The 22,083-nt window shown below is 61.3% G+C and carries 19 protein-coding genes; 9 read left to right on the top strand and 10 right to left on the bottom strand.

Annotated elements, in window-relative coordinates; translation table 11 throughout:
* Window positions 1-141: 141 nt before the first annotated feature.
* From aceF to ampD, 4 genes are all read right to left on the bottom strand, one after another.
* Window positions 142-2,037 (bottom strand): pyruvate dehydrogenase complex dihydrolipoyllysine-residue acetyltransferase, encoded by a 1,896-nt coding sequence (aceF, locus tag R2B70_RS02350; protein WP_318162538.1) that lies wholly within the window; start codon window positions 2,035-2,037, stop codon window positions 142-144.
* Window positions 2,038-2,157: 120 nt separating this feature from the next.
* Window positions 2,158-4,818, bottom strand: a complete 2,661-nt coding sequence (gene aceE, locus R2B70_RS02345) for a pyruvate dehydrogenase (acetyl-transferring), homodimeric type (RefSeq protein ID WP_042077637.1) — start codon at window positions 4,816-4,818, stop codon at window positions 2,158-2,160.
* Between the two features lie 83 nt (window positions 4,819-4,901).
* Window positions 4,902-5,666 carry a pyruvate dehydrogenase complex transcriptional repressor PdhR gene (pdhR, locus tag R2B70_RS02340; RefSeq protein ID WP_010675815.1) on the bottom strand — a complete coding sequence of 255 codons (765 nt, stop codon included), beginning with the start codon at window positions 5,664-5,666 and terminating at the stop codon, window positions 4,902-4,904.
* A gap of 278 nt (window positions 5,667-5,944) precedes the next feature.
* On the bottom strand, window positions 5,945-6,514 hold the full coding sequence (gene ampD, locus R2B70_RS02335; protein WP_318162537.1) for a 1,6-anhydro-N-acetylmuramyl-L-alanine amidase AmpD: 570 nt from the start codon (window positions 6,512-6,514) through the stop codon (window positions 5,945-5,947).
* 112 nt (window positions 6,515-6,626) lie between these two features.
* Here ampD and R2B70_RS02330 point away from each other — a divergent pair, with 112 nt between their 5' ends.
* The 9 genes from R2B70_RS02330 to yacG all read left to right on the top strand — a co-directional run bounded on the left by R2B70_RS02330 (window position 6,627) and on the right by yacG (window position 14,324).
* Complete coding sequence (locus R2B70_RS02330) at window positions 6,627-7,097, top strand: TIGR02281 family clan AA aspartic protease (protein ID WP_042077632.1); 471 nt, start codon at window positions 6,627-6,629, stop codon at window positions 7,095-7,097.
* A gap of 3 nt (window positions 7,098-7,100) precedes the next feature.
* Complete coding sequence (gene nadC / locus R2B70_RS02325) at window positions 7,101-7,976, top strand: carboxylating nicotinate-nucleotide diphosphorylase (RefSeq protein WP_318162536.1); 876 nt, start codon at window positions 7,101-7,103, stop codon at window positions 7,974-7,976.
* A gap of 309 nt (window positions 7,977-8,285) precedes the next feature.
* Window positions 8,286-8,702: a pilin gene (locus tag R2B70_RS02320; protein ID WP_318162535.1), complete on the top strand. Its 417-nt coding sequence runs from the start codon at window positions 8,286-8,288 to the stop codon at window positions 8,700-8,702.
* Window positions 8,703-8,705: 3 nt separating this feature from the next.
* On the top strand, window positions 8,706-10,412 hold the full coding sequence (tapB, locus tag R2B70_RS02315; protein WP_042077628.1) for a PilB family type IVa pilus assembly ATPase TapB: 1,707 nt from the start codon (window positions 8,706-8,708) through the stop codon (window positions 10,410-10,412).
* 127 nt (window positions 10,413-10,539) lie between these two features.
* Entirely contained in the window at window positions 10,540-11,781 is a 1,242-nt protein-coding gene (locus tag R2B70_RS02310) for a type II secretion system F family protein (RefSeq protein WP_209794187.1), read from the top strand.
* Window positions 11,782-11,848: 67 nt separating this feature from the next.
* Window positions 11,849-12,724 carry an A24 family peptidase gene (locus tag R2B70_RS02305; RefSeq protein WP_318162534.1) on the top strand — a complete coding sequence of 292 codons (876 nt, stop codon included), beginning with the start codon at window positions 11,849-11,851 and terminating at the stop codon, window positions 12,722-12,724.
* Window positions 12,725-12,742: 18 nt separating this feature from the next.
* Entirely contained in the window at window positions 12,743-13,357 is a 615-nt protein-coding gene (coaE, locus tag R2B70_RS02300) for a dephospho-CoA kinase (protein ID WP_318162533.1), read from the top strand.
* Window positions 13,358-13,394: 37 nt separating this feature from the next.
* On the top strand, window positions 13,395-14,117 hold the full coding sequence (gene zapD / locus R2B70_RS02295) for a cell division protein ZapD (protein WP_209794190.1): 723 nt from the start codon (window positions 13,395-13,397) through the stop codon (window positions 14,115-14,117).
* A gap of 12 nt (window positions 14,118-14,129) precedes the next feature.
* Complete coding sequence (gene yacG, locus R2B70_RS02290) at window positions 14,130-14,324, top strand: DNA gyrase inhibitor YacG (RefSeq protein WP_042077620.1); 195 nt, start codon at window positions 14,130-14,132, stop codon at window positions 14,322-14,324.
* Window positions 14,325-14,382: 58 nt separating this feature from the next.
* Here yacG and mutT read toward each other — a convergent pair whose 3' ends face one another.
* The 6 genes from mutT to ftsZ form a co-directional block, all read right to left on the bottom strand.
* A complete protein-coding gene (gene mutT / locus R2B70_RS02285) occupies window positions 14,383-14,787 on the bottom strand; it encodes an 8-oxo-dGTP diphosphatase MutT (protein WP_318162532.1) in 405 nt (134 codons plus the stop codon).
* 8 nt (window positions 14,788-14,795) lie between these two features.
* Window positions 14,796-15,980 carry a tetratricopeptide repeat protein gene (locus R2B70_RS02280; RefSeq protein ID WP_318162531.1) on the bottom strand — a complete coding sequence of 395 codons (1,185 nt, stop codon included), beginning with the start codon at window positions 15,978-15,980 and terminating at the stop codon, window positions 14,796-14,798.
* A gap of 68 nt (window positions 15,981-16,048) precedes the next feature.
* Window positions 16,049-18,769, bottom strand: coding sequence for a preprotein translocase subunit SecA (secA, locus tag R2B70_RS02275; RefSeq protein ID WP_209794192.1), 2,721 nt, complete (start codon window positions 18,767-18,769; stop codon window positions 16,049-16,051).
* A gap of 57 nt (window positions 18,770-18,826) precedes the next feature.
* Complete coding sequence (locus tag R2B70_RS02270) at window positions 18,827-19,732, bottom strand: peptidoglycan DD-metalloendopeptidase family protein (protein WP_318162530.1); 906 nt, start codon at window positions 19,730-19,732, stop codon at window positions 18,827-18,829.
* A 140-nt stretch (window positions 19,733-19,872) separates the two neighbouring features.
* Window positions 19,873-20,796: a UDP-3-O-acyl-N-acetylglucosamine deacetylase gene (lpxC, locus tag R2B70_RS02265; protein ID WP_124813883.1), complete on the bottom strand. Its 924-nt coding sequence runs from the start codon at window positions 20,794-20,796 to the stop codon at window positions 19,873-19,875.
* A gap of 102 nt (window positions 20,797-20,898) precedes the next feature.
* Window positions 20,899-22,050 (bottom strand): cell division protein FtsZ, encoded by a 1,152-nt coding sequence (ftsZ, locus tag R2B70_RS02260; protein ID WP_005305686.1) that lies wholly within the window; start codon window positions 22,048-22,050, stop codon window positions 20,899-20,901.
* Window positions 22,051-22,083: the final 33 nt, after the last annotated feature.

The raw sequence follows: 22,083 nt of genomic DNA, 5'->3' as shown, positions 1-22,083 counted from the left end.
TCTTTGTCGTTCTTATATCCCCGGACAGCACAGTCTTATGCCAAGCAAGGCCGCTGCAGCCGTGAAAAAAACGGGGCAAGTTTACAATCCTGTTAACGAAATGAGAAGCAAAAAGGGCGGGCTCTGGGCCCGCCCTCTCACTTACAGGACCAGTCGACGAATGTCGGACAACACACCACTCAGGGTGGTGATGAAGCGGGCACCATCGGCGCCATCGATGACGCGGTGGTCGTAGCTCAGAGCCAGCGGCAGCATCAGACGCGGCACGAACTCTTTACCGTTCCACTTCGGCTTCATCTCGGACTTGGAGACGCCCAGGATGGCCACTTCCGGCGCGTTGACGATCGGGGTAAAGCTGGTACCGCCGATGCCACCCAGGCTGGAGATGGTGAAGCAACCGCCCTGCATGTCGGCAGCGGTCAGCTTGCCGGCACGGGCCTTCTTGGAGATCTCGGCCAGATCGCGGGACAGCTCGTGGATGCCCTTCTTGTTGACGTCGCGAACCACCGGAACCACCAGACCGTTGGGGGTATCCACCGCCACACCGATGTGGATGTACTTCTTCATGATCAGCTTGCTGCCGTCTTCGGACAGGGCGCTGCAGAAGCGCGGATGGGCTTCCAGGGCCTTGGCGGCCGCCTTCAGGATGAACACCAGCGGGGTGATCTTCACGTCCAGCTTCTGCTTCTCGGCCAGGATGTTCTGCTCTTTGCGGAACGCTTCCAGATCCGTGGTATCGGCTTCGTCGAACTGGGTGACGTGGGGGATCATGGCCCAGTTGCGGTGCAGGGCAGGACCGGAGATCTTCTGGATACGGGTCAGTTCCAGCTCTTCGACAGGGCCGAACTTGCTGAAATCAACCTTCGGCCAGGCCACGACGCTCATGCCGTTGCCAGTGCCGGTGCCAGCAGCCGGAGCGGACTCGGCGCGCTTGACCGCATCCTTCACGTAGGCCTGCACGTCTTCTTTGACGATGCGACCCTTGCGGCCGGAGGCTTTCACCTTGGCCAGGTTGACACCGAACTCGCGCGCCAGACGGCGTACCGCCGGGGAGGCGTGGACGTAGGCGTCGTTGGCGACGAAATCGGAAGCGGCAGCAGCCTGGGCAACGGTTGCAGGAGCGGCGGCAGCCGGAGCGGCAGCAACAGGCGCTGCGGCAGGAGCCGGAGCAGCCACGGTAGCCGGCGCGGCACCAGCCACTTCGAATACCATGATCAGGGAACCGGTGGAGACCTTGTCACCCGCCTTCACCTTGATCTCCTTGACCACACCGGCGAACGGCGCAGGCACTTCCATGGAGGCCTTGTCGCCTTCCACGGTGATCAGGGACTGGTCGACTTCAACCTTGTCACCCACGGCGACCATGATCTCGGTCACTTCCACTTCGTCACCGCCGATGTCCGGCACCTTGACGTCTTTGGCACCGGCAGCAACCGGAGCAGCGGCAGCCACAGGGGCGGCAGCAGGAGCCGGCGCGGCGACGGCGGCCGGGGCAGCGCCCGCCACTTCGAACACCATCACCAGGGAGCCGGTGGAAACCTTGGCGCCGGCGGCAACCTTGATCTCGACCACGCGACCGGCGAACGGTGCCGGCACTTCCATGGAGGCCTTGTCACCCTCCACGGCGATGATGGACTGGTCGGCTTCAACCATATCGCCCACGGCAACCATGATTTCAGTCACTTCGACTTCGTCACCACCGATGTCCGGCACGTTGACGTCCTGGCGAGCGGCAGCAGCAGGGGCGGCGGCCGGCGCGGCTGCAACCGGGGCAGCAGCCTGGGCCGGAGCCGGTGCGGCAGCACCCTCGGCTTCGAAGACCATGATCTGGGAACCGGTGGCAACCTTGTCGCCCACCTTGATCAGGATCTCTTTGACGATACCGGCGGCGGGGGCCGGGACTTCCATGGAGGCCTTGTCACCTTCCACGGCGATCAGGGACTGGTCCAGCTCGACCTTGTCACCCACGGCCACCATGATCTCGGTGACTTCAACTTCATCGGCACCGATATCCGGCACCATAATCTGTTTGGACATTGCGCTTTATCCTCTTGCGTGCATCCGCGTGGCAGCCTGAGCATCGCCACGCGCATCCCGCGTTATCCGTTTAAACCCAGGCAAGGTCGCGCCGGATACCCGGCGCGACACTCAATCCTCTTACGCGTACAGCGGGTTGACCTTGTCGGCATCGATGCCGTACTTGGCGATGGCGTCGGCCACAACCTGTTTGTCTACCTCGCCGCGCTTGGCCAGTTCGGTCAGGGCAGCAACCACTACGTAGAACTCGTTCACTTCGAAGTGACGACGCAGGTTGGCACGGCTGTCGGAACGGCCGTAACCGTCGGTACCCAGCACACGGTAGTTCTCGGTCGGAACGAAGGCACGCACCTGATCGGCGAAGGACTTCATGTAGTCGGTCGCGGCGATGGTGGCTTCGGTACCCAGTACCTGAGCGATGTAGGGAACGCGAGCCTCTGCAGTCGGGTGCAGCATGTTCCAGCGATCCGCGTCCTGACCGTCACGAGCCAGTTCGTTGAAGGAGGTGACGCTGAACACGTCGGAACCCACGCCGTACTCGCTGGCCAGGATCTGGGCGGCGGTGCGCACATGACCCAGGATGGAACCACAACCCAGCAGCTGTACCTTGGCCTTGGTGCCGGCCACGGTTTCCAGCTTGTAGATACCCTTGCGGATGCCTTCCTCGGCGCCTTCCGGCATGGCCGGCATGGCGTAGTTCTCGTTCAGGGTGGTGATGTAGTAGAACACGTTCTCCGGGTTCTCACCGTACATGCGGCGCAGGCCGTCCTGTACGATCACCGCCACTTCGTAGGCGTAGGAGGGGTCGTAGGAGATGCAGTTCGGGATGGTGTTGGCCAGGATGTGGCTGTGACCATCTTCGTGCTGCAAGCCCTCTCCGTTAAGAGTGGTACGACCGGAGGTCGCGCCCAGCAGGAAGCCACGGGCTTGCTGGTCACCGGCTGCCCACGCCATGTCGCCGATCCGCTGGAAGCCGAACATGGAGTAGTAGATGTAGAACGGGATCATCGGGCAGTCGTTGGTGCTGTAAGAAGTGGCAGCAGCCAGCCAGGAGGACATGGCGCCCAGCTCGTTGATACCGTCTTGCAGAACCTGACCCTGCTTGTCTTCCTTGTAGTAGGAGACGATGTCGCGGTCTTGCGGGGTGTACTGCTGACCGTGCGGGCTGTAGATGCCGATCTGGCGGAACAGGCCTTCCATACCGAAGGTACGGGCTTCGTCAGCCAGGATCGGCACGATGCGCTTGCCGATGGACTTGTCTTTCAGCATCACGTTCAGGGAACGCACGAACGCCATGGTGGTGGAGATTTCGCGCGCCTGTTCGCCCAGCAGCGGACCGAAGGCATCCAGCGCCGGGATTTCCAGCTTGGTGGTGCTCTCGCGCAGACGGGTCGGTACATAGCCCTTCAGTGCGGCACGGCGGGCGTGCAGGTACTTGTGCTCTTCGGTACCCTCTTCGATCTTCAGGTACGGCAGGTTTTCCAACTGCTCGTCGGTGACCGGCAGGTTGAAACGGTCGCGCAGGTGACGCACGGAGCCCAGATCCATCTTCTTGACCTGGTGAGCGATGTTCTTGCCTTCGGCCGCTTCGCCCATGCCATAGCCCTTGATGGTCTTGGCCAGGATCACGGTCGGCTTGCCCTTGGTCTGTGCAGCCTTGGAGAAGGCGGCGAACAGTTTACGGGGGTCGTGACCACCGCGGTTCAGGGCGAAGATCTCCTCGTCGGTCATGTCTTTGACCAGCGCGGCGGTTTCCGGGTAACGGTTGAAGAAGTGCTCGCGCACGTAGGCACCGTCGCGGGACTTCATGGTCTGGTAGTCACCGTCCACGGTCTCGTTCATCAGTTGGATCAGCTTGCCGGAAGTGTCTTTCTTCAGCAGCTCATCCCACTTGCGACCCCAGATAACCTTGGTGACATCCCAGCCGGCGCCGGAGAACAGGCCTTCCAGCTCGTTGATGACCTTGCCGTTGCCGACAACCGGGCCGTCCAGACGCTGCAGGTTGCAGTTGACCACGAACACCAGGTTGTCCAGCTTCTCGCGCACGGCAACGGTCAGGGCACCCTTGGCTTCCGGCTCGTCCATCTCGCCGTCACCCAAGAAGGCGTACACGGTCTGCTCGGAGCAATCCTTGATGCCACGGTCGGTCAGGTACTTCAGGAAACGGGCCTGATAGATGGCGGCGATGGGGCCCAGACCCATGGAGACGGTCGGGAACTGCCAGAATTCCGGCATCAGTTTCGGGTGCGGGTAGGAAGGAATACCCTTGCCATCCACTTCCTGACGGAAGTTGTCCAGCTGCTCTTCGGTCAGGCGACCTTCGGCGAAGGCGCGGGCGTAGATGCCCGGGGAGATGTGACCCTGGAAGTAGACCAGATCGCCACCGTCCTTCTCGTTGCGGGCACGGAAGAAGTGGTTGTAGCAGACTTCGTAGATGGTCGCGGAAGAAGCGAAGGAAGACATGTGGCCACCCAGGTCCAGGTCTTTCTTGGAAGCGCGCAGCACTATCATCATGGCGTTCCAGCGGATGATGGCGCGAATGCGGCGTTCCATCTCCAGGTCGCCCGGGTAAGCTGGCTCGTCGCTGGCAGGGATGGTGTTGATGTAGTCGCGGTTTGCCTTGGCAGCCACGTCCACACCGCTTGCGCGGGCTTTCTCGGCCAACTGTTCAAGGATGAACTGAGCGCGTTGCGGACCCTCTTCACGCAGCAGGGATTCCAGAGAGGCAAGCCACTCCAGCGTTTCTATCGGGTCCACATCGTTCTTCAGGATATCAGACATGGCTGGTTCCTATGTTGTTGTGATTGCACGGCATTGCACGGCGAAGGGCGCAAGCATTCGACAATTAAGAAAGCCTTGTGGGATTAGTTTTCCTGCTGACGGATCCGACGCATGGATCGCTGGATCCGGCTGTCTTCCCTCTGCATATCCAACAAGGTGTCCTCGATAAAGGCCAGGTGCTCATGACAAGCAGCCCTGGCCCGCTCCGGAGCCCCCGACAGGATAGCCTCGATCAGGCTCGCACGATGGCGACGGATCTTGGCGACCACTCCCGGACGGCGATTCAAAATCTCATTGTTTCGTAAAATGTTCTGCTCGAGCATGGGGCCCATGGCCCGCAACAGGTGCAGCAGCACCACGTTGTGGGAGGCCTCGGCCACGGCCAGATAGAACTGGGTGACGGCGGCCGACTCGACCACCAGCGACCCTTGCTGACCCGCCTCCTCGATGGCGGCCTGCGCCAGGCGGATCCGCTCGAAATCAGCCTCTGTGCCCCGCAGCGCCGCGTAGTAGGCACAGATGCCTTCCAGCGCGTGACGAAACTCCAGCAGGTCGTACTGGGCTTCCGGGTGAGTGCTGAGCAGTTCGAACAGGGGATCGGCGATCCCCTTGCTCAGGGCATTCTGCACATAGGTGCCGCCGCCCTGGCGACGATACAAGAGTCCTCTCGCTTCCAGGCGCTGGATGGCTTCGCGCAAGGAAGGGCGCGACACCTGAAACTGGATGGCGAGTTCCCGCTCGGGCGGCAACTTCTGGCCCGGCTGCAGGCTGCCTTCCAGAATCATGCTTTCCAGCTCGGCGACGATGGCGTCGGCCAGCTTGGGCTGAGTAATCTTGATATAGGGCATGAGGCTACTTTGTTAAATTGGTATTACCAATTTTATGGTTGGGGCGAAAATTAGCAGAGGGCTTGGAAAAAGTCCACCCAAAATATGATCTGAATCAAGAAGCTGACTTGCCACTTTAGGGGTAAAAACGCGGAATCATGATGTAGCTCATAGAAAATGGTCTGACCAATATTTGTGAGCTCGCTCACCGGCAACATTTGCTCAACAGCATGAAAAATGGCCCGCCCCATAGGGCAAGCCATTGATTCTAAAAACACTAACTAATTTTGCACTTTTCACTAAAAGTGGAGTTTTTCTCGATATCGAAGCCATTCGAAACTGTCGCCAGGATCCGTCTTGCGGCCCGGCGCGATGTCGCAGTGCCCGACGATCCGCTCCGCCGTGATGGCGGGATAACGGCGAGCAATCGCCCGGCTGAGGTCCGACAGCACCTCGTATTGCACGTCACAGTAGGGAAGCTCGTCGGTCCCTTCCAGTTCGATGCCGATGGAGTAGTCGTTGCACGCCTCCCGCCCCGCCCAGCTCGACACCCCCGCATGCCAGGCTCTGGCACCGAACGGCACGTATTGCACCAGCTCGCCGTCCCGGCGGATCAGGCAGTGGGCCGACACCCTCAGCTGATGGATACCGGCAAAATAGGGGTGAGCCTCGGGATCGAGCCGGCCGAGAAACAGATCGTCGATGAAGGAGCCGCCGAACTCCCCCGGGGGCAGGCTGATGCCGTGTATCACCAGCAGGGAGACATCGTCCGGGCTGGCGCGCTCGTTGTGATGAGGCGACGGCACCTTGCGGGCCTGCTCGCACCAGCCTTCACTATCGATGGAAAACGGGGTTCTGGGTTGTGTCATCGTCTGCTCGACTCACAATGGGAAGGGGGTGATAAACAGGAAACAAGTCCCTGAATCCACGGGTAAAGCTGTGTTAGGCTTGGCCATTCACTCGCGCGATGTGGGACATACTATGCACCCGATGGCACGTCGTCTCTGGCTGCTCGCCTGGCTCTCGCTGCTGGGTCTGCTGACCCTCTACTTTCATGGTCGCGAACAACCGTCGGTGACCGCCAGCGGCGATCTGCTGCTCAAGGCGGATGCCAGCGGTCATTATCGTCTGGAGGGTGCCATCAACGACCAGCCGGTGCAACTGCTGCTGGACACGGGGGCGACCCGGGTGACCATACCGAGCCAGGTGGCCTCCCGGCTCGGCCTCGTCGCCACCGGCCGCAGCCGGGTCAACACGGCCGCCGGGGAGATCCTGGTCGATACCGGCCGGATCGAAAGTCTGGCGATGGGTCCGCTGACCCTGTACGATTTGTCCGTCTTTATCAATCCGGCCGCCGACGGGGAGGAGATCCTGGTGGGCATGAATGCCCTGGGCAGGCTGGAATTGCGCCAGAAAGACAGGCAGTTGCTTCTCAGACCCTTGCAGGAATAAGGCATGTTACAACAGGACATCCGCCGCGCCGTGCGCGCCGCACTTCTCGAAGACTTGGGCGATGCCCTCACCGCACTGGACCAACCGGATGCCAGCGCCGATATCACCGCCCAGCTGATCCCGGCGGATCGCATCTCGGCTGCGCGAGTCATCACCCGCGAGGCGGGCGTCTTCTGCGGCCAGCCCTGGGTAGACGAGGTGTTTGCCCAGCTCGGCGGCGACGTCAGGGTGGAGTGGAAGGTGCAGGATGGCGAACGCCTCTCCCCCAATCAGGAGCTGTTCCGCCTGCACGGCCCCGCCCGTGTGCTGCTCACCGGCGAGCGCAATGCCCTCAACTTCGTGCAGACTCTCTCCGGCGTCGCCACCCTGACCGCCCGTTATGTGGCCGAACTGGAGGGAACGGACTGCCGATTGCTCGACACCCGCAAGACCCTGCCCGGTCTTCGTACCGCCCAGAAGTATGCGGTCACCTGTGGCGGCGGCAAGAACCACCGCATCGGTCTCTATGACGCCTATCTCATCAAGGAAAACCATATCCTCGCCTGCGGCGGTATAGCGCCGGCGATCGCACAGGCACGCCACCTCAATCCGGGCAAGCCGGTGGAAGTGGAGGTCGAATCCCTGGCCGAGCTGGAGCAAGCGCTGGCGGCCCGTGCCGATATCGTGATGCTGGATAACTTCGACATCCCCATGATGAAGGAGGCCGTCCACCTGAACCAGGGACGCGCCAAGCTGGAGGTCTCCGGCAACGTGACACTCGACACCCTTGCCAGCTATGCCGCGACCGGCGTCGACTTTATCTCGGTGGGGGCGCTGACCAAACACGTGCGGGCACTGGATCTCTCGATGCGCTTTATGGAAGACGTGGCCGAGGGCTGAGCGAGCCAGACCCGCCGTTTGGCCCAGAAATATTACAGGGCTCGAAACTTGCAAAAGGCGCCATCGGCGCCTTTTCTTTATGCAGGATCCCGCGACATAAGGAGTGTGAAGATGGGCCCTCCCCAACCTTGAGCAGTGCCAAGAGAAACCATTTAATCTTTGATTTTTCTACAACTTTCACTAAATGACACAAAAGTGGTTAACAAGGGCTCCGCCTCTGTTGCCAACCCGAAGCGCTCGGATAAGATACCAATGTGGATAGTATTCCACCTGTGCTTATCAGGAACCATGGAAAAAAGGATATTTGACATGAAAAGACAGTCAGGGTTTACGCTAATCGAATTGATGATCGTCGTTGCGATCGTCGCCATCCTCGCCGCCATCGCCTTGCCGGCGTATCAGAGCTATACCAAACGAGCTAAATTTACAGAGGTCATCGCGGCCACTGGGCCAGCCAAAACTGCCTTTGAAGTCTGTGTTCAGGCATATAGTGGTACAGCAATTGAGACTGATTGCGCTGCTGCTGTAGATGCGGCAGTATCAGGCTCAGTAGTCACTAGTAGAGTGGCATCTGTTGTTTATGACGACACCGCACATGCAATAATTGGTACTGGTGCTGGTGATGTTTCAGGGGCAACTTATACGATGACGGTCTCTGGTGGTGCACCAACGTCTGGCCAGCAAGTTATTTGGACAAAAACTTGCGATCCAGCAGATCTCTGCTAACTCATGACCTCTAGCCTTAATAGCGGCCTGGCCACCAGCCTGGCCGCTTCCTCCCTTCTCAGTGAGCCGGACTCACAGCGCTATCTGAGCCAGGCCAGGGCGCAGCGCAAGCCATTTGTCACCTTCCTGATTGAAAATGACATCCTCGACAGCAAGGCCCTCGCCGACTTTTGCGAGCTGGAGTATGGGGTACCTCTGCTGGATCTGGCCGCCTTCGACCTGGCCGAGATCCCGCAGAAATACCTCAATCAAAAGCTGATTGAAAAACATCACGTCCTGCCCATCTATACCCAGGGCCACACCCTCTATATCGCCATGTCGGATCCGACCAACGTGTCGGCCCTGGAGGATTTCGGCTTCAGCTTCGGTCTGCACACGGAAGCCTTGCTGGTCGAGGAGAGCAAGCTGACCGCCGCCATCGGCAAATTGATGGAAAGCGAGCAGGATACCCTCGGCATGGATCACATCGACGAGGCCGAGATCTCCGAGCTCGAGGTGTCCGACGAGAACTCTCGTCTCGATGAGAGCGTCAATACGGCCGACGATGACGCCCCCATCGTCAAGTACATCCACAAGATCATGATGGACGCCATCAAGCGCGGCGCATCGGACCTGCATTTCGAACCTTACGAGACCAAGTACCGGATCCGCTTCCGGATCGACGGCATACTGCACGAAATCGCCACCCCGCCGGTGAACCTGGCAAACCGTTTCGCGGCGCGCTTGAAAGTCATGGCACGGCTCGACATCGCCGAGCGGCGTCTGCCCCAGGATGGCCGCATCAAGCTCAAGATTTCGCGCAACAGATCCATGGACATGCGGGTCAACACCCTGCCCACCATGTGGGGCGAGAAGATCGTCATCCGACTTCTGGATTCATCTGCAGCCAGGCTCAATATCGATCAACTCGGCTTCGACGACCGCCAGAAGGGGCAATACCTGCATGCCCTCTCCAAACCCCAGGGGATGATACTGGTCACCGGCCCCACGGGGTCGGGCAAGACGGTATCGCTCTATACCGGTCTCAACATCCTCAATACCAACGAGGTCAACATCTCCACCGCCGAGGATCCGGTGGAGATCAACCTGCCCGGCGTGAACCAGGTGCAGATCAACCCCAAGGCGGGGCTCACCTTCGCCAGCGCCCTGCGCTCCTTCCTGCGCCAGGATCCCGACATCGTCATGGTGGGGGAGATCCGGGATCTGGAAACCGCCGAGATCGCCATCAAGGCCGCCCAGACCGGCCACCTGGTGCTGTCCACCCTGCACACCAATTCGGCGGCCGAGACGCTCACCCGGATGATGAACATGGGTGTCCCCGCCTTCAACATCGCCTCCTCGGTCACCCTCATCATGGCCCAGCGCCTCGCCCGCAAGTTGTGCGATCACTGCAAGGCGCCCGAGGTGGTGCCGGAAGCCGAGCTGCTGGAGCTGGGCTTTACCCAGCAGCAACTGGCCGCCGGCTTGCGACTGTTCAAACCCGTGGGGTGCAAGGAGTGCTCGGGAGGCTACCGAGGGCGGGTCGGGATCTATGAGATCATGCTGATGTCAGACAACATCGCCAAGCTCATCATGCAAGGAGCCAACTCGCTGCAAATCGCGGCCATTGCCCAGAAGGAAGGGATGCGCACCCTGCGCACCTCCGGCCTTGAAAAAGCCCGCCTGGGAGTCACCAGCCTGGCCGAAATAAACAGGATCACTACCAACTGAGTACGCTGTGTTCGAGTCATCTCACAGGGTGAAGCCGCTGCCATCACCCCGATGATGTTCTTCAAGCCAGGATGAGCCGGATGGGCAGCAGCACCCGGCCACCGTCGCCCAATTGCAGGATGCAGTGATGGCTACATTAGCTCAAAAACAGAACGCACCAAAAAAGGTCTTCTCCTTCCGCTGGCACGGGTTCAATCGCAAGGGACAGAAGGTGTCCGGCGAGTTGCAGGCCGACAGCATCAATACCGTCAAGGCGGAACTGCGCAAGCAGGGCGTCAATGTCACCAAGGTCAGCAAGCAGGGACAGGGGCTGTTCTCCAAGGGCGGCGCCCGGATCAAGCCGATGGACATCGCCGTCATCTCCCGCCAGATCACCACCATGCTCTCCGCCGGCGTGCCCCTGGTACAGAGCCTGCAGATCATCGCACGCGGCCATGAAAAGGCGGCGGTGCGCGAACTGATCGGCCAGATCGCCGCCGATGTGGAGACAGGTACCCCGCTGTCCGAGGCACTGCACCGTCACCCCCGTTACTTCGACGATCTCTATTGCGACCTGGTCGAGGCCGGAGAGCAGTCCGGTGCACTGGAAACCATCTACGACCGGATTGCCACCTATCGCGAGAAGAACGAGGCCCTCAAATCCAAGATCAAGAAGGCCATGTTCTATCCGGCCATGGTCATCCTGGTGGCCATCGTCGTCACCTCCATCCTGCTGCTATTCGTCATCCCCCAGTTCGAGGAGATCTTCCGGAGCTTCGGGGCCGAGTTGCCCGCCTTCACCCGGTTCGTCATCGGCATCTCCCGCTTCATGCAGTCGTGGTGGTATGTCATCTTTGGCGGCCTCGCCCTCGCCATCTTCCTCTATGTGCGCGCCTGGCGAAAATCCCAGAAGGTCAGGGACAGCACAGACAGGTTCATCCTCACCATTCCCGTGGTGGGCAACATATTGCACAAGGCCGCCATGGCCCGCTTCGCCCGCACCCTCTCCACCACCTTCTCCGCCGGTATCCCCCTGGTGGATGCGCTGGTCTCGGCGGCCGGGGCGTCGGGCAACTATGTCTATCGCACCGCCATCATGGCCATTCGCAACGAGGTAGTGGCCGGCATGCAGATCAACGTCGCCATGCGCACCGTGGATCTCTTCCCCGACATGGTGACCCAGATGGTGATGATCGGCGAAGAGTCCGGCGCCATCGATGACATGCTCTCCAAGGTCGCAGCCATCTTCGAACAGGAGGTGGACGACATGGTCGACGGCCTCACCAGCCTGCTGGAACCCATCATCATGGTGGTACTCGGGGTGCTGGTCGGCGGCATGGTCGTGGCCATGTACCTCCCCATCTTCAAGCTCGGCTCTGTGATACACTGAGCCCCTTCGGCAAGAGGGCCGGCCAGTTCGGCCTGGCCCCTTCTCTCTCAACGCAAGCGGTTGACTTATGGCGCCCCTGATCGAACTGGCCCAGGCCCTGCCCTGGCTTTATCTCTCCCTGGTGTTTCTCTTCTCCCTGATGGTGGGCAGCTTCCTGAACGTGGTGATCCATCGCCTGCCCATCATGATGGAGCGGGACTGGCACGCCGAATACACCGACTATTTCGGTGACCATACGCCCCCCATCCCGGCCACAGGACGCTACAACCTGATGGTGCCCCGCTCCCGCTGCCCCCATTGCGACCACCCCATTGGTGCGCTGGAGAATATCCCCCTGCTGAGCTGGCTCTGGCTCAGGGGGCGCTGCCGCAACTGCCGTGCCCCCATCTCAGCCCGCTATCCCCTGGTCGAATTGCTCACGGCCCTGCTGTCGGTCGCCGTGGCCGCCACCCTCACTCCCGGCTGGGGAACCTTGGCGGCCCTCGTGCTGACCTGGGTACTGGTGGCGCTCACCTTCATCGATCTGGACAAGATGCTGCTGCCGGACCAGCTCACCCTGCCACTGCTGTGGGGCGGTCTGCTGTTCAACCTGTTGGGAGGCTTCGTCCCCCTGGCGGATGCGGTGATCGGCGCCATGGCAGGCTATCTGGTGCTCTGGGCCCTCTACTGGGCCTTCAAGCTGCTCACCGGCAAGGAGGGCATGGGTTATGGCGATTTCAAGCTGCTGGCAGCCCTCGGCGCCTGGCTCGGCTGGCAGGTGCTGCCCATAGTGCTGCTGCTCTCCTCCCTGGTCGGCGCCGCCATAGGTATCGGCCTCATCCTGCTTCGCAACCACCATCAGGGCAAGCCCATCCCCTTCGGCCCCTATCTCGCCATCGCGGGCTGGATAGCGCTGCTGTGGGGGGATAGCATCACCCGCTGGTATCTCCATGTCGTGCTCTAGCAAGAGGATCTCTGACCCATGTATGTAGTCGCCATCACAGGGGGCATCGGCAGCGGCAAGACCACAATCGCCAACCGCTTTGCCGAGCTGGGCATCGAGGTGGTGGATGCCGACATCATCGCCCGCGAGGTCGTGGAGCCCGGCACCCCGGCCCTGGCCGCCATTGCCGACCATTTTGGCCAGGATGTCATCTCGTCCGATGGCCGGCTCGATCGCCGCAGACTGCGCGAGCATATCTTCAGCGACCCGGCGGCCAAGGCCTGGCTCAACGCCCTGCTCCACCCCCTCATCCGCAGCGAAATGCTGCGCCAGTGCGCGACCGCCAAGTCTCCCTACTGCCTGCTGGTGGTGCCCCTGCTGGTGGAGAACCGGCTCACCTCCCTCGCCGATCGGGTGCTGGTCATCGACGTGGACGAGGAGACCCAGATAGAGCGAACCTGTCGTCGGGATGGCGTGAGCCGGGCGCAGGCAGAGGCGATACTGGCGTCCCAGGCGCGCCGCGGGGAACGCCTGGCGATGGCCGATGACGTGCTGGACAACCAGAGTGGCACAAGTGAGACCATCCGAGAGCGAATTTTGGCCCTGCACCAGACATATCTGGCATTTGCCTCTCAACAAGCCCGCCAACAGTGAGTACACTAGGCCGGTTTATGGCTGGCCAGGATTAGGCATGATTTACGATTTCCCCCTCAATGAAAAAAGCCGGACCTATCTTCGTCTGGAGTCCCTGTTTTCCCAGATCCGCGACAATCTGGAGAGTGACCAGTCCTGGGCACACATCGCCTTCTTCAAGGGGTTGTTCGATTTGCAGGAGCTGCTGGAGCGCGGCGACCTGCGCGCCGATCTCATCAAGGATCTGGAGCGCCTCGGCCAGCGGCTGAGCCACTGGGCCAGCCTGCCTGACGTCGACCTCGAGCAGATCCAGCGGATGCAGCAGGAAAGCACCCAGCTCTCCCGCAGCCTGCTCAACTCCCCCCGTCCCGGTGCCCGCCTGAAGGAAGATCGCCTGCTCGGCTCCATCCGCCAGCGTTTCTCCATTCCGGGAGGGCTGTGCGCCTTCGACGTACCCCAGCTGCATCACTGGCTGGCCACGCCGGCCGTCGCCCGCCACCAGCAGATGCAGCAATGGCTCAGCGACATCACCCTGCTGATGAACGCCATCTCCCTGCTGCTGCGCCTGTGGCGCGAGTCAGGCAACTTCAGCGATCAGGTGGCCACCAACGGCTTCTTCCAGGACACCGCCGAAGGGGCCGAGCTTATACGTATTCGCTTGCCTAATGGACAAACCTGCTACCCCACCCTGAGCGGCCACAAGAACCGCTTCGCCCTGCGCTTCCTGCCGACGACGGAACAGCAGATTGGCGACGTCCCCTTCCAGCTCGCCTGCTGCTAAGGAGAGAACGACATGGTCACCAAGGTAAAATGCCCCACCTGTCAGAGTGAGGTTGAATGGACTCCCGAGAGCCCGTTTCGCCCCTTCTGCAGCAAGCGCTGCCAGCTGATCGACCTCGGTGAATGGGCCGACGAAGAGAAGCGCATTCCCGGCGAGATCAACCCGGATCTGCTGCCCGACCCGGAACAGGGCGATCCCTGGCAATAAACACAACACGATCAAGAAAGGGCCTGACCGGCCCTTTTTCAATGGTTGTGCTCTGCCCTCAGGCCAGCGAGGCTTGCAGCCGCGCCACTATGGGGCCGTTGGCATCCGGGAAGTGGTACTCGTGGAGCGAGGCCAGCGGCACCCAGCGGCACTCCTGCCCCTCCTTGCCGAAGGGCTCGCCATGGAAACGGGTTACCTTCCAGATATCCAGCAACACCTGCTTGTCGGGGTAGTCGTGGTGCAGCTCCATGAAGGGAGCGCAGTCCTGCACCCGGATCCCGATCTCTTCCCATAGCTCTCTGTCCAGCGCGGTGAGCAGGTCTTCCCCCGACTCCACCTTGCCCCCCGGAAACTCCCAGCGATCTCCCTGATGGCGATCGGCGGAGCGTTTGGCGATGAAGATATCGCCCTGTTCGTTCTCGATGACACCGACCGCCACCCAGATCCGTTTCTTCTGTTCCATCATTGTCCTCAACGTAAACACGACAAACGGGCGATCCAGGGGGCCAGCCGAGCGGCCTGCTTTTCCCCCTGGGCCCTGAAGAGATCCTGCCCCACATGTTCATTGCCCGCCGGGGCCGGCTGCGGCCAGGGGACGACGCCTGCCGGAGCAAAGCAGCGATCATGTACCAGCGCACTCTGGCGCAGATAGCGCCACAGGCAGTCACGCAGGAACCACTGATCGATATTCGGCGTCTCCATGGTCCTGGATTGATAACCCTCCAGCAGCGGCTGCAAGGGTGGAAGCACGCCGGCCACACCGCCCCACATGCCTGCCAGCACCAGATCGGTGTGGCTCCACCAGTCACGCATGATATGGAACCAGCGCCCCGATGCAAGCCAGTCATCGACCGCCAGCCGCTCCCGCAGATTCAGCACGGAGTCCGCATCGCGCACAAGAAAGCGTCCCACTCCGGGATCATTGGCGACCTGGAAGCGCCAGCACAGGCGCTGACGCAGGGACTGACCGTCGGGTTGCATCCTGACCTCGGCGCCATGCTCCCGCAGGCAGGTCAGCAGCTCTCCCGGCACACTGGCATCCACGTAGAAGCGCACCCGCCAGCCGGGATAGAGGTAGGCTGCGGCCAGCACATTGTCGAGCGCTCCCCGCAAGTAACGGGCCTGCTTGCCCCAGAGGGAGAAGGCGATGACGGGCTGCCTCTCCCCCTGCCCGGCCAGCCAGGCGGCCGGCCCCTCTGCCGGCAGCGCCCACCCCTCGACGGGCTGCGAGACGGCCTCATCCTTGAGGGTCAGGGCCCGGGCCCCCGCCACCGCGGCTTCGGCATAGCGCCCAAGCTTGGCGAGGGAAGTGCAGAGTCCGTCATAGGTCAGATAATCGGCCGGCTCACGGCGGACCAGCTCGGTCAGATGAACCACGGCCCGCTCATGCTGACCCGAGCGGGAGAGACAGACGCAGAGATTGCGCAGCACCTCGTCGTCCTCTGGCGAGCCCTGGTGCGCCAGCATCAGTACCTGGGCGGCCGAGGCGGGATCCCCTGACAAAAAGAAGTAATAGGCCAACTGCAGCTGCTGGGGAACGGGCTTGATCCTTGCCTCGTTCAGCCTCATCAACACTTGCTGGACAGCCTGCTGGCGATCCCCCCTCGACCAATGGCTATGTGCCTCGTCATCCCACCCCGCCGGCAGCTTGCTCATCGGCGATCTCCTCCTGTCCCGGAAACAAATACACCGCCCGGAGGCGGTGTATTCATCATGGCAGGGTGTCAGGTCAACTGACCGTGACAGTGCTTGTATTTTTTACCCGAGCCGCAGGGGCAGGGATCGTTGCGGCCCACCTTCTGCTCGTCCCGCACGAAGGTGACGTGACCCGGTTCGGGCTGGGCCTCGTCGTCGGCCAGCTGGTTCTCGGCGGCGGCGTGGGTATAGGTGCGGGGAGCCGCTTGTGCCTGCTGGCGCTGCTGCTCTTCCATCGCCTCCACGTCGCGCTCCTGCACCTGGACACGGCTCAGGATGCTGACCACGTCGCGCTTGAGGGTCTCCAGCATCTGGGTGAACAGATCGAAGGACTCGCGCTTGTACTCCTGCTTGGGGTTCTTCTGGGCGTAGCCACGCAGATGGATGCCCTGACGCAGGTGATCCATGGCCGCCAGATGCTCCTTCCACAGGCCATCCAGGGTCTGCAGCATCACCGCCTTCTCGAAGTTGCGCAGCACCTCCTTGCCGACCAGCTCCTCCTTGTGGGCATAGAGTCTGGTGGCCTCTTCCAGGATGCGCTCGCGCAGCTTCTCCTCATACAGCTTGTCGTCTTCCGCCAGCCACTGCTGCAGCGGCAGATCCAGCGCGAAGTCGGACTTCAGGCGCGCCTCCAGACCCGGCACGTCCCACATTTCCTCTAGGGACTGGGGCGGGATGTATTCGTCGATGACGCTGCCATAGACGTCGTCACGGATGACGTGGATGGTCTCGGAGATGTCGCTGGTGTCCAGCAGCTCGTTGCGCTGCTCGTAGACCACCTTGCGCTGATCGTTGGCCACATCGTCAAACTCCAGCAGGTTCTTGCGGATGTCGAAGTTGCGACCCTCCACCTTGCGCTGGGCGTTTTCGATGGCCTTGGTCACCCAGGGGTGTTCGATGGCCTCGCCCTCTTCCATGCCCAGCTTCTTCATCATGCCGGTCACGCGATCGGAGGCGAAGATCCGCATCAGGGTGTCTTCCATGGAGAGATAGAAGCGGGAGGAGCCCGGGTCACCCTGGCGACCGGAACGGCCGCGCAGCTGGTTGTCGATACGACGGGATTCGTGGCGTTCGGTACCTATGATGTGCAGGCCACCGGCGGCCAGCACGGCATCGTGACGCACCTGCCAGGCGGCTTTCAGCTCGGCGATCTGCTCGCTGGTCGGGTTCTCCAGCTGGGCGATCTCCGCCTGCCAGTTGCCGCCGAGTACGATGTCGGTACCCCGGCCCGCCATGTTGGTGGCGATGGTCACGGCGCCGGTCTGGCCCGCCTGGGCGACGATCTCCGCTTCCATGGCGTGGAACTTGGCGTTCAGCACCTTGTGCGGGATGTTTTCCTTGGTCAGGATGCCGGAGAGCAGCTCGGAGTTCTCGATGGAGACGGTACCGACCAGCACCGGCTGGCCGCGCTGCACGCAGTCGCGGATGTCTTGCACGATGGCGGCGTATTTCTCCTGGGCGGTCAGGTAGACCAGATCCCCCATGTCCTTTCGCACCATGGGCTTGTTGGTCGGGATGACCACGGTGTCCAGGCCGTAGATCTGCTGGAACTCGAACGCCTCGGTGTCGGCAGTACCCGTCATGCCCGCCAGCTTGTCGTACAGGCGGAAGTAGTTCTGGAAGGTGATGGAGGCCAGGGTCTGGTTCTCGTTCTGGATCTTGACCCCTTCCTTCGCCTCGACCGCCTGGTGCAGGCCGTCGGACCAGCGGCGACCCGGCATGGTACGGCCGGTGTGCTCGTCGACGATGACGATCTCGTCCTTCTGGACGATGTAGTCGACGTTGCGCTCGAACAGGGTGTGGGCACGCAGGCCGGCGTTGACGTGGTGCAGCAGGCTGATGTTGGTGGCGGAGAACAGGGAGTCCTCCTCCGCCAGCAGCCCCTCTTTCTTGAGCAGCTCCTCCACGAAGATCTGGCCGTTCTCGGTCAGCAGCGCCTGGCGGTTCTTCTCGTCCACCGTGTAGTGGCCGTCGCCGGTGTACTCTTCGGAGTCTTCCTTGTCCTGCTTGACCAGTAGGGGGATCAGCTTGTTGATCTGGGTGTACATGGCGGAGCTGTCCTCCGCCGGGCCCGAGATGATGAGCGGGGTACGGGCTTCATCGATGAGCACCGAGTCCACCTCATCCACCAGCGCATAGTTGAGCGGACGCTGCACGCGCTGTTCCGGCGAGAACGCCATGTTGTCGCGCAGGTAGTCGAAGCCGAACTCGTTGTTGGTACCGTAGGTGATGTCGGCGGCGTAGGCGTCGCGCTTCTGGGACGCATCCATGCCGGGCACGTTGCAGTCGACGGTCAGGCCGAGGAAGGCGAACAGCGGGCGGTTCGCCTCGGCATCGCGCTTCGCCAGATAGTCGTTCACCGTCACCACGTGGACGCCGCGGCCGGTCAGGGCGTTCAGGTAGGCTGGCAGGGTGGCCGTCAGGGTTTTACCTTCACCCGTCTTCATCTCGGCGATGCGGTTGGAGTTCAGCACCATGCCGCCGATCAGCTGGACGTCGAAGTGGCGCATGCCGAACACCCGGCGGGAAGCTTCACGCACGGTGGCGAAGGCCTCCGGCAGCAACTGCTCCAGGGTCTCACCCTGCTCCAGGCGCTGGCGATACTCGGCGGTCTTGGCCTGCAGCTCGCTGTCGGACAGTGCCTCGAACTGAGGCTCCATCGCATTGATCTGTTTTACAATTTTGCGCAAAGCCTTGAGCGTTCTGTCGTTCCGGCTGCCGATAATCTTGGTGAGCAGTGTGCTAATCATGGGTACCAACTGTTTTGGTTATATAAGCGTTCCGTCACTGGAACCTGAAGAAAAAACCTAACCCCGTCTGGCATTCAGAAAGCGCGCGGGGTTGACCTGACGACCATCTTTCAACACTTCGTAATGCAAATGAACTCCGGTCGCACGACCGGTTCGTCCCATCAGGGCGATCTTCTGGCCTTCGTCGACCAGGGTGCCCACATCCACCAGCAACTTGGAATTGTGGGCATAGCGGGTAACCAGACCATTGCCATGGTCTATCTCCACCATGTTGCCGAACTCAGGGTGACGCCCCGCCCAGCTGATGATCCCCTTGCCGGTCGCCAGTATGGGGGTGCCGGGCTTGCCGCGGAAATCCACCCCTTTGTGCATCTTGGCGCGACCGTTGAACGGATCGACCCGGCCACCGAAACCGGAGGAGATCCAGACCCGCTCCTGTTTCACCGGTGAACCCGAGATGAAACCGGCATCGGTGATATGGTGATTCATGATGAAGGATTCAAGTACCGACAGCTGCTCTTCGCGGCTGCTGAGCTGACGGTTGAGGTGTTCCATGGAGTCTTGCAGCTCGCCCAGGCTGACTTCCAGGTCCGCCTCGTAGGAAGGACCGCCCATGGGGGGCAGCTCCTTGAAGTTGAACTCCTCGGGATCGAGGTCCGCCTTCTCGGTCAGGCGTTCGCCGAGGGCGTTGAGACGACCGAGCTGCCCCTGCATCGTGCCCACCTGGGCCGCCAGCATGGCGAGCTGTTCGCGGGCTTCATCGGCCCCTTGCGTGGATTTTTGCTGCTGCGCCAGGGTCAGCGCCACTTCCAGCGCCTCCATCTTCTGGTGCCAGCTCTGCCAGAGCCAGCCACTCCCCAAGGCCAATGCAGTGAAGAGGATACCGCCGACCCAGGCCAGACGTTGTTTGGGTAAGTGCAACTTGCGGCGCTGCTTACCGTGGAGGATCAGGGTAATGCTCATAGGAATCTGTCTTCTCGGTCAGGTGAGGCCAAGGGCCTGCACGGGCAATAAAACCGGGAGATAATCGGTATTAAAGGATGGAATAAACAAATGACAGGACGTCGGTGCGGAGAGATGACCGACGTCCTGTTGCACAGCTATCAGGCCAGAACCAGACCGTTGTCGTAGTAAGCGATGGGCGCTTTGTCGCCCTCACCCTCGAAGGTCACCAGTTCCCAGGCCTCCTGCTGGGCCAGCAAGGCACGCAGCAGCTTGTTGTTCAGGGCATGGCCCGTCTTGTAGGCACGGAATTCACCGATGATGCTGCGGTTGCACATGTACAGGTCACCGATGGCATCCAGCATCTTGTGCTTGACGAACTCGTCCTCGTAACGCAGACCATCTTCGTTCAGCACCCGGTAGTCATCCAGCACCACGGCGTTTTCCAGGCTGCCGCCCAGTGCCAGGTTCTGGGAACGCAGGTACTCGATATCACGCATGAAGCCGAAGGTACGGGCACGGCTGATCTCTTTCACGAAGGAGCTGCCGGAGAAGTCCAGCACGCAACGCTGGTTGCGGCCTTCAAACACCGGATGCTGGAAATCGATCTCGAGATCCATCTTGAAGCCGTTGCGATAGGGGTGGAATTCCGCCCACTTGTCGCCATCTTCAACCCGAATGCTCTGCTTGATCCGCACGAACTGCTTGGGTGCGTTCTGTTCACGGATACCCACTTCCTGCAGCAGGTAGATGAACGGATGCGCACTGCCATCCATCACAGGGATTTCGGGTGCGTCGACCTCTACATAGAGGTTGTCGATCCCCATCCCGGCCAGGGCGGCAGAGAGGTGTTCAATGGTCGACACGCGGACGCCGGCTTCGTTCACCAGAGCGGTACAAAGCACGGTATCACGCACCTGATCGGCGTTGGCTGGCAGCTCTACCACAGGATTCAGATCGGTACGCAAGTAAACGATCCCTGTGTTAACAGGCGCCGGACGGAACGTCATAGTGACTTTCCGGCCCGAATGCAGGCCCACACCGGTGGCCTGGACACTCGTTTTCAAGGTTCTTTGTCTAATCATGGGCGTATCCGCTTTAACAGCTCAAATTCCTGACCAGATGGTCGTTGCCGGGCCATCTTAGCACAATCCTTAAGCAACAAACAAACCAGAGCCATCAGAGGCTTAGTCTGCCTGTTTGCGCAGGAACGCAGGAATATCGAGATAATCCGGTTCGCGACGAGCCTGCGGCTCGGCGTTCACCACCTTGGCCGGCGCCTCTTCCATCACGCGAGACTGCAGCGCTTCGCTGATCAGGGGCTGACGGGCCGGACGTTCCTGGACCATGTTGTTCTTGACGAGGGTGATGTCGGGCTTGCGCTCGGCACCGATACCGGTGGCCACCACGGTGACGCGCAGTTCGTCGTGCATCTCCGGATCGATGACGGTACCCACCACCACGGTGGCGTTCTCGGACGCGAAGGCCTTGACCGCGTTACCCACGGTCTCGAACTCTTCGATGGTCATGTCCATGCCGGCGGTGATGTTGACCAGGATGCCGCGGGCACCGGCCAGATCCACGTCTTCCAGCAGCGGGCTGGAGATGGCCTTCTCGGCCGCTTCTTCGGCACGGTCGTCACCGGAGGCGGAGCCGGTACCCATCATGGCGGTCCCCATCTCGCGCATCACGGTACGCACGTCCGCGAAGTCGACGTTGATCAGGCCCGGACGGGTGATCAGCTCGGCAATGCCCTGTACCGCGCCCAGCAGCACGTCGTTGGCCGCCTTGAAGGCGTCCAGCAGGGAGATGCCACGGCCCAGCACCTTCAGCAACTTGTCGTTGGGGATGGTGATCAGGGAGTCGACGTTCTTGGACAGCTCCTCGATACCGTGGGCGGCGAAGCCCATCCGCTTCTTCCCTTCGAAGGAGAACGGCTTGGTCACGACGGCAACGGTCAGGATACCCATCTCACGGGCCACTTCGGCCACGATCGGCGCGGCGCCCGTACCTGTACCACCGCCCATGCCGGCGGCGATGAACACCATGTCGGAACCGGTCAGCAGCTCGCGCAGCGCTTCCCTGTCTTCCATGGCGGCGTCACGGCCCACTTCCGGGTTGGCCCCGGCACCCAGACCCTTGGTGATGCCACCACCGATCTGCAGCGTGGTGTTGGCACTGGAGTTGCGCAGCGCCTGGGCGTCGGTGTTGACGGTAATGAACTCAACACCCTCGATGTTTTGACGAACCATGTGCTCGACTGCGTTGCCGCCGCCGCCACCCACACCTATCACCTTGATGACGGCTTCGTCAGTGTGGCTATCCATAAATTCAAACATGTTGTCTCTCCGCTTTATTTGCCTGACTCAGCA

The organism is Aeromonas sp. XH, assembly GCF_033348475.1.
In the GTDB taxonomy this organism is placed as follows: Bacteria; Pseudomonadota; Gammaproteobacteria; order Enterobacterales; family Aeromonadaceae; genus Aeromonas; species Aeromonas sanarellii.
This window is presented reverse-complemented; position numbering and strand designations above follow the sequence as displayed.

Bases quoted from the DNA above. Each gene is read 5' to 3' on its own strand.
- ftsZ (WP_005305686.1), bottom strand. From the start codon at position 22,050: ATGTTTGAATTTATGGATAGCCACACTGACGAAGCCGTCATCAAGGTG.
- mutT (WP_318162532.1), bottom strand. From the start codon at position 14,787: ATGGAACAGAAGAAACGGATCTGGGTGGCGGTCGGTGTCATCGAGAAC.
- ampD (WP_318162537.1), bottom strand. From the start codon at position 6,514: ATGACACAACCCAGAACCCCGTTTTCCATCGATAGTGAAGGCTGGTGC.
- R2B70_RS02270 (WP_318162530.1), bottom strand. From the start codon at position 19,732: ATGAGCATTACCCTGATCCTCCACGGTAAGCAGCGCCGCAAGTTGCAC.
- nadC (WP_318162536.1), top strand. From the start codon at position 7,101: ATGTTACAACAGGACATCCGCCGCGCCGTGCGCGCCGCACTTCTCGAA.
- lpxC (WP_124813883.1), bottom strand. From the start codon at position 20,796: ATGATTAGACAAAGAACCTTGAAAACGAGTGTCCAGGCCACCGGTGTG.
- secA (WP_209794192.1), bottom strand. From the start codon at position 18,769: ATGATTAGCACACTGCTCACCAAGATTATCGGCAGCCGGAACGACAGA.
- yacG (WP_042077620.1), top strand. From the start codon at position 14,130: ATGGTCACCAAGGTAAAATGCCCCACCTGTCAGAGTGAGGTTGAATGG.
- aceF (WP_318162538.1), bottom strand. From the start codon at position 2,037: ATGTCCAAACAGATTATGGTGCCGGATATCGGTGCCGATGAAGTTGAA.
- zapD (WP_209794190.1), top strand. From the start codon at position 13,395: ATGATTTACGATTTCCCCCTCAATGAAAAAAGCCGGACCTATCTTCGT.
- aceE (WP_042077637.1), bottom strand. From the start codon at position 4,818: ATGTCTGATATCCTGAAGAACGATGTGGACCCGATAGAAACGCTGGAG.
- R2B70_RS02305 (WP_318162534.1), top strand. From the start codon at position 11,849: ATGGCGCCCCTGATCGAACTGGCCCAGGCCCTGCCCTGGCTTTATCTC.
- coaE (WP_318162533.1), top strand. From the start codon at position 12,743: ATGTATGTAGTCGCCATCACAGGGGGCATCGGCAGCGGCAAGACCACA.
- R2B70_RS02330 (WP_042077632.1), top strand. From the start codon at position 6,627: ATGCACCCGATGGCACGTCGTCTCTGGCTGCTCGCCTGGCTCTCGCTG.
- pdhR (WP_010675815.1), bottom strand. From the start codon at position 5,666: ATGCCCTATATCAAGATTACTCAGCCCAAGCTGGCCGACGCCATCGTC.
- R2B70_RS02280 (WP_318162531.1), bottom strand. From the start codon at position 15,980: ATGAGCAAGCTGCCGGCGGGGTGGGATGACGAGGCACATAGCCATTGG.
- R2B70_RS02310 (WP_209794187.1), top strand. From the start codon at position 10,540: ATGGCTACATTAGCTCAAAAACAGAACGCACCAAAAAAGGTCTTCTCC.
- R2B70_RS02320 (WP_318162535.1), top strand. From the start codon at position 8,286: ATGAAAAGACAGTCAGGGTTTACGCTAATCGAATTGATGATCGTCGTT.
- tapB (WP_042077628.1), top strand. From the start codon at position 8,706: ATGACCTCTAGCCTTAATAGCGGCCTGGCCACCAGCCTGGCCGCTTCC.